Origin of the sequence: Brevundimonas sp., from assembly GCF_036732845.1 — a bacterium.
Taxonomy (GTDB): Bacteria; Pseudomonadota; Alphaproteobacteria; order Caulobacterales; family Caulobacteraceae; genus Brevundimonas.
The window spans coordinates 1-5,872 of sequence record NZ_DAINBO010000005.1; the positions used below are offsets into that span (position 1 = coordinate 1).

The following is a 5,872-nucleotide window of genomic DNA, read 5'->3' on the forward strand; positions in this document are numbered from 1 at the left end:
CGCCCGCCCCGTGGAAAACGCCGCCTACATCGGACTGTCCCGCCAGATGACGCTGCGCCGCGAACTCGACATCGTGGCCAACAACATCGCCAATGCGGACACCACCGGCTTCAAGGTCGAGCAGTTGCTGCTGGGCGCCGAGGTGGGCGAGCGCGCGCGCAACGACGCGGTGCGCCCCGGCGTCAGCTTCGTCTTGGACCGCGGCGTGGGCCGCGACTACGGCCAGGGTCCGTTGAACCAGACCGGCCGCCCGCTGGACTTCGGCATTGAGGGCGAAGGCGTCTTTTTCGAGATCGAGACCGATCAGGGACCGGCCTACACCCGCGACGGCGCCTTCACCCTGGACCCCGAAGGCCGTCTGGTCACCGAGGCCGGGCATCGCGTCCAGGGCCAGGGCGGCGAGATCATTCTGGATCCGGCCCTGGGCCAGCCCGCCGTCGCCGCCGACGGCGCGATCAGCCAGAACGGCCTGCCGGTCGGTCAGTTGAAACTGGTCCGCTTCGACGCCCTGGCGGCCCTGTCGAAGGGCGGAGACGGCCTGTACCGCAACGCCTCCAACGCCGCCGCCATGGACGCGACCGACGCGCGCGTCCGCCAGGGGATGCTGGAAGGCTCCAACGTCAATCCGATCCTTGAGATCACCAATCTGATCGAGATCAGCCGCGCCTACGAACGCATCACGCGGATGATCGAGAACACCAACGACCTGTCCCGGCGCGCCGTCGAGCGCCTGGGTCGGACTTCCTAAGGAGATCCCGGCATGCGCGCTTTGAGAACCGCCGCCTCGGGCATGGCCGCCCAGCAGTTGAACGTGGAGGTCATCTCCAACAACATCGCCAACATGAACACGGTCGGCTTCAAGCGCCAACGGGCCGAGTTCCAGGACCTGCTGTACCAGAACGTCGAACGCATGGGCGCACAGTCGTCCAGCCAGGGCACGGTGGTCCCGACCGGCATCCAGATCGGTGCGGGCGTGAAGGCCGGCAGCGTGTACCGCATCACCGAACAGGGCACGCCCAGCCAGACCGGCAACCGCTACGACATGGCCATCGACGGCCGGGGCTATTTCCAGGTCAATCTGCCCTCGGGCGAGACGGCCTTCACCCGCGCGGGCAATTTCGCCGTCAACGGCGAGGGCCAGTTGGTCACCGACGACGGCTATGCGGTCAATCCGGCCATCACCATCCCCCAGGACGCGGTCGATGTGTCGATCTCCAAGTCGGGCCAGGTGCAGGTCATCACCCAGGGTTCGACCGAACCGTCTGTGGTCGGCCAGTTGGAGCTGGCGACCTTCTTCAACGAGGCGGGCCTGGAGGCCGTCGGCGACAATCTGCTGATGGAGACCGCCGCCTCGGGTCCGGCCACCGTCGGCACGCCTGGCGCGGCCGGTTTCGGCCAGATCCTGCAAGGCTATACCGAAGCCTCGAACGTCGACGCGGTGTCCGAGATCAGCGCCCTGATCGTGGCCCAGCGGGCCTATGAGATGAACTCCAAGGTCATCTCCACCGCCGACGACATGCTGTCCGTCGCCGCCCAGGTGAAGAGCTGATGAGCATTCTGTTCCCCCTGAACCCGCCGCCGCGCCCGCCGTTGTTCAGCCGCCGCACCCGCTGGCTGACCGCCCTGGCCGCCGCCGTCGCCGCCGTTCTGGCCGCCACGCCCGCGCTCAGCGGCCCGGTCACGCTGAAGGCCCAGCCGGTCGATTCCGACGGGCGCGTGACCTTCGGCGACCTGTTCGACGGGGCCGGAGCCGCCGACGACGTGCAGGTGGCGACCCGCGCCGGACCTTCGGTGGTCATGGAGGCCGGGCAGCTTCAGGCCCTGGCGCGCCAGTCGGGCCTGGACTGGGCCAATCCGCAAGGCCTGCGCCGGGTCGTGATCCGCAGCGCCGCCGCCTCGCCCGGCGCCGCCACAGCGCCAACCGAAACGTCCGCCGCGCCCACTGTCGCCCGGGCCGCGCCGGTGCGCGCCGCCGCGGCGGAGCGCGTCATCGCCCGCAACGACATGGTCACCGTGGCCTATCAGGTCGGCGGCGTGACCTTGAGCGTCATGGGCCGCGCCCAGCGCAACGCCGCGGTTGGAGAGCCGGTCGTGGTGCTGAACACCGCCTCGGGTCGGATGATCGACGCCGTGGCCGTCGGTCCCGGCCAGGCCCTGGCCGGTCCCGCCGCCCAGGCCGCCCGCAACGCCGCCCTGCAACAGTTCGCCGCCCGCTGAGGACAGTTCGTCATGCGTAAGGTTCTGATCGTCTCCGCCGCCGCCCTGACCCTGATGTCGGGCTTGGGGGCCTGCTCGACCGTCGCCGAGACGGTGCGGGGTCCCGAACTGGCCCCCATCGGCTATCCGGCCGCCCTGGTGCCGGTGCAGCAGGCCTATCTGCCCGCTCCCAACGCCCGGCCGGAGGCGACGGCGGCCAGCGCCAACAGCCTGTGGCGCGCCGGCGCCCGCACCTTTTTCGGCGACCAGCGCGCGCGGCACGTCGGCGACATCCTGACGATCAACATCAACATCGACGACCGCGCCCAGACCCAGAATTCGACCACCCGCACCCGATCCAACGACATCTCGGGCGGCGTCACCAACTTCTTCGGCCTGGAGAACAGCCTGGGCCGCGCCTTCCCCGGCGGCTTCGACCCGCAGAACATGGTCGGGCTGGAAGGCCAGTCCAACGCCGCCGGCTCCGGCTCGGTCAATCGGGCCGAGAAGGTCAATCTGACCATCGCCGCCGTCGTCACCGACGTCATGGCCAACGGCAATCTGGTGATCCAGGGTCGGCAAGAAGTGCGCACCAACCGTGAGGTGCGCGAACTGACCGTGGCGGGCATCGTGCGGCCCGAGGACATCTCGGCCGCCAACACCATCAACCACACCCAGATCGCTGAGGCCCGCATCAGCTATGGCGGGCGCGGCGACATCAGCCGGGTCCAGTCCACCCCGGCGGCGCAAAGCCTGGTGGAGCGCTTCAGCCCGTTCTGACCGCGTCGTGAACAGGTCTGGCTGACGACGGCTTCGTTTGCCGCCTGGATGGAACGTCGGGTGATCGCGGACGTTCTGTCCTATTGCGGATCGAGCCGCGCCTGATCCATTCTCCGACAACGGAAGCGGGGGCGCTCTGACCATGACCATGTTGCTGGCGGCGCTCGCGGGCCTGGCGTTGCAAGGCGCCGAGCCGCACTGGACCTGGAGTCTGTACCAGGGCGAAGGACCGGTCGTCCTGGCCAACGACGTTCCCGACACGGCGCGTCTGCGGGCGACCCTGGAGTGCGAACCGGGCAGCGGCGTCACCCGCATCGCCAGCTACGGCGCGGCGGCCGAGCCGGGCATGGCGACGCTGCGTTCAGGTGCGGCGTCGGCGGCGACCGAGGCCGAGGCCGGACGAAACGGCAAGCTGACGGCTGTCCTGCGCACCGACCATCCGGTGTTCGCCGCCTTCGTCCAGACGGGCCGCATGGCCGTGGCCGTGGGCGGGAATGAAAGGGTCGTCGAGGTCCAGACGGCCCACCTTGCCAAGCTGCGTCGCTTCGCGGAGCTTTGCGGCGGTTGAATGCGGAGGATGTCATGACGGACCTGAACGTCGGACGCGCGCGGGTCGGGCTGTGCCTCTTGGGCGCGGGCGTCGTCCTGGCCGCCTGTTCGACCGCGTCGCCGCCCCAGCGGCCGATCACGACGACGGGCGGCGCCCCGGCCCCGGTCGAGGGCTACGACTGGTTTCTGAACGAGGACGGCGCGGCGACGCAGTTGGTTTACGGCCTGCATGAGAGCGACGACGTGCGCCTGACCCTGGCCTGTGAGCGGGCGGACGGCAGGCTGGAGGTCTCGGCCCACGGCCCGACCGGCGGCCCGGCCGAAATCCACCTGGAATCCGGCGGCGAGACCGAACGGCTCCACGCCAAGGCCGAGGCGCTGGAGATCAGCGACGGCGACTGGCTGACCGCCGCCGCCCGCACGTCGGACCCGGTGTTCCAACGGTTTCGCCGGGTCGGCTGGATCGCTCTGTGGCAGGGGGGCGAACGCCACGCCTATGCGCCGCACGCGGACTCGGCCGGACGCATCGAACAATTCTTCGGCCGCTGCGGCTGAAATCCTTCGGGGAGAGGGTGATGAAGACAACGGCCGCGGCCCTGGCCGCCCTGATGATCGTCTGCGGCGCGCCCGCCATGGCCCAGACGGCGGCGCCCGCGACGGCGGCCGCGTCGGACGCCCGGCTGGCGTCGATCCTGTCGGACTATGAAGCCTATCTGCGCCGCATCGACCCGATGACGGCGGGGATGGAGGGCGACGACGCGGCCATGGCCCGTCTGCCGGACGGAAGCCGCGCGTTTGAACTGGCCCAGGCGGAGCCGCTGCGGGCCTTCCTGGCGCGGCTGGATGCGCTGAACCCGCAGGGCCTGTCGGCGGCCGACCGGATCAACCACGCCTTCCTGTCGCGCGTGCTGCGGCACAGGCTGGCCGGCATTCCGCTGGATCGCGGTCGGCTGGCCTTCGATTCCGAGGGCGGGCCGGGGACCTTCGCCGGCTATCTGGCCAGTTCGACCCGCCTGGGTTCGGCGGTTGAGGCCGAACGTTACCTGTCGCGCCTGCGGGCCTTGGGCAAGACCTATGACGACACCCTGGACAACGCCCGACGCGGCCTGACGACGGGCCTGGTCCAGTCGCGTTCGGTGGTCGAGAGCGCCATCGTTCCCGCCCGTATCGACGCGGAGCTGACGGCGGCGAACGATCCGATGCTGAAGCCGTTCGACACCCTGCCGTCCACCATGCCCGTCGCCGAGCGCGAGGCCTTGAAGGCGCGGGGCGCGGCCGTGATCGCCGAGGTTCTGGCGCCGCGTCGCCGCGCCTGGCTGGCCTTTCTGACCGACGACTACCTGCCCGCCGCGCCGCGAGAGCCGGGTCTGGCCCACCGCCCCGGCGGGCGCGAGATGTACGCCTATGAGGTGGCGGGCTACACCACCACCGACCTGACGCCGGATCAGATCCACCAGATCGGCCTGGACGAGGTGGCCCGCATCCGCGCGCGCATGGATGTCGAAATGCGCGCCTCGGGCTGGACCGGCGACTTCGCGGGCTTCCTGAACTTCCTGCGCACCGATCCGCGTTTCTACGCCACGACGCGCGAGGGGCTGTTGGCGCAGGCGTCAGAGATGGCCAAACGGGCCGATGACGGGCTGCCGGCCCTGTTCGGGACCCTGCCGCGCCTGCCCTATGGCGTGCGGCCGGTCGCGCGCGAGATCGAGGCCAACTACACCACCGGCCGCTACAGCCCCGGCTCGATGCAGAACGGGGTGGCCGGCGGCTATATGGTCAACACATCGCGGCTGGATCAGCGGCCGCTGTACGAACTGCCCGCCCTGACCCTGCATGAGGCGGTGCCCGGTCACCACCTGCAGATCTCCCTGCAGCAGGAGGCGGGGGACCAGCCCTATTTCCGGCGTCAGGTCGATGTCACCGCCTTCACCGAGGGGTGGGGCCTGTACGCCGAATATCTGGGCGAGGAGATGGGCTTTTACCGCACGCCGTATGAGCGGTTCGGCCGTCTGTCGTACGAGATGTGGCGCGCATGTCGCCTGGTGGCGGACACGGGCCTGCACTGGCTGGGCTGGACGACGGAGCAGGCGCGGGCCTGTTTCCGCGATAACTCGGCCCTGGCCCCGCACAATATCGAGACCGAGCTGCAACGCTACATCGGCTGGCCGGGCCAGGCGACGGCCTACAAGATCGGCGAAATCCGCCTGCGCGCCATTCGGGCGCGGGCCGAGGCGGCGCTGGGTCAAAAGTTCGATGTGCGCAAATTCCACGACGCCCTGCTGGTCGAAGGACCCTTGCCGCTGGACCTGCTCGACGCCCGGATGGACGCCTGGATCGCCGAGCAGGC

At 70.0% G+C, this 5,872-nt stretch carries 7 protein-coding genes; all 7 read left to right on the forward strand.

Going from position 1 to position 5,872, the window contains the following annotated elements; all coding sequences use genetic code 11:
* Nucleotides 1–10: 10 nt before the first annotated feature.
* Nucleotides 11–748: a flagellar basal-body rod protein FlgF gene (gene flgF / locus V7D63_RS02975; protein ID WP_333590856.1), complete on the forward strand. Its 738-nt coding sequence runs from the start codon at nucleotides 11–13 to the stop codon at nucleotides 746–748.
* A gap of 12 nt (nucleotides 749–760) precedes the next feature.
* Nucleotides 761–1,549, forward strand: coding sequence for a flagellar basal-body rod protein FlgG (flgG, locus tag V7D63_RS02980; protein WP_333590766.1), 789 nt, complete (start codon nucleotides 761–763; stop codon nucleotides 1,547–1,549).
* Entirely contained in the window at nucleotides 1,549–2,217 is a 669-nt protein-coding gene (locus V7D63_RS02985) for a flagella basal body P-ring formation protein FlgA (RefSeq protein WP_333590767.1), read from the forward strand. Before flgG ends, V7D63_RS02985 begins: the two co-directional genes overlap by 1 nt.
* Nucleotides 2,218–2,229: 12 nt before the next feature.
* Nucleotides 2,230–2,976 (forward strand): flagellar basal body L-ring protein FlgH, encoded by a 747-nt coding sequence (gene flgH / locus V7D63_RS02990; protein WP_333590768.1) that lies wholly within the window; start codon nucleotides 2,230–2,232, stop codon nucleotides 2,974–2,976.
* Nucleotides 2,977–3,118: 142 nt separating this feature from the next.
* A complete protein-coding gene (locus V7D63_RS02995; protein ID WP_333590769.1) occupies nucleotides 3,119–3,544 on the forward strand; it encodes a hypothetical protein in 426 nt (141 codons plus the stop codon).
* A 14-nt stretch (nucleotides 3,545–3,558) separates the two neighbouring features.
* Nucleotides 3,559–4,080 carry a hypothetical protein gene (locus V7D63_RS03000; protein ID WP_333590770.1) on the forward strand — a complete coding sequence of 174 codons (522 nt, stop codon included), beginning with the start codon at nucleotides 3,559–3,561 and terminating at the stop codon, nucleotides 4,078–4,080.
* 20 nt (nucleotides 4,081–4,100) lie between these two features.
* On the forward strand, nucleotides 4,101–5,872 hold a 1,772-nt coding region (locus V7D63_RS03005; RefSeq protein ID WP_333590771.1), incomplete at its 3' end, for a DUF885 domain-containing protein.

Bases quoted from the DNA above. Each gene is read 5' to 3' on its own strand.
- V7D63_RS03000 (WP_333590770.1), top strand. From the start codon at position 3,559: ATGACGGACCTGAACGTCGGACGCGCGCGGGTCGGGCTGTGCCTCTTG.
- V7D63_RS02995 (WP_333590769.1), top strand. From the start codon at position 3,119: ATGACCATGTTGCTGGCGGCGCTCGCGGGCCTGGCGTTGCAAGGCGCC.
- flgG (WP_333590766.1), top strand. From the start codon at position 761: ATGCGCGCTTTGAGAACCGCCGCCTCGGGCATGGCCGCCCAGCAGTTG.
- flgH (WP_333590768.1), top strand. From the start codon at position 2,230: ATGCGTAAGGTTCTGATCGTCTCCGCCGCCGCCCTGACCCTGATGTCG.
- V7D63_RS02985 (WP_333590767.1), top strand. From the start codon at position 1,549: ATGAGCATTCTGTTCCCCCTGAACCCGCCGCCGCGCCCGCCGTTGTTC.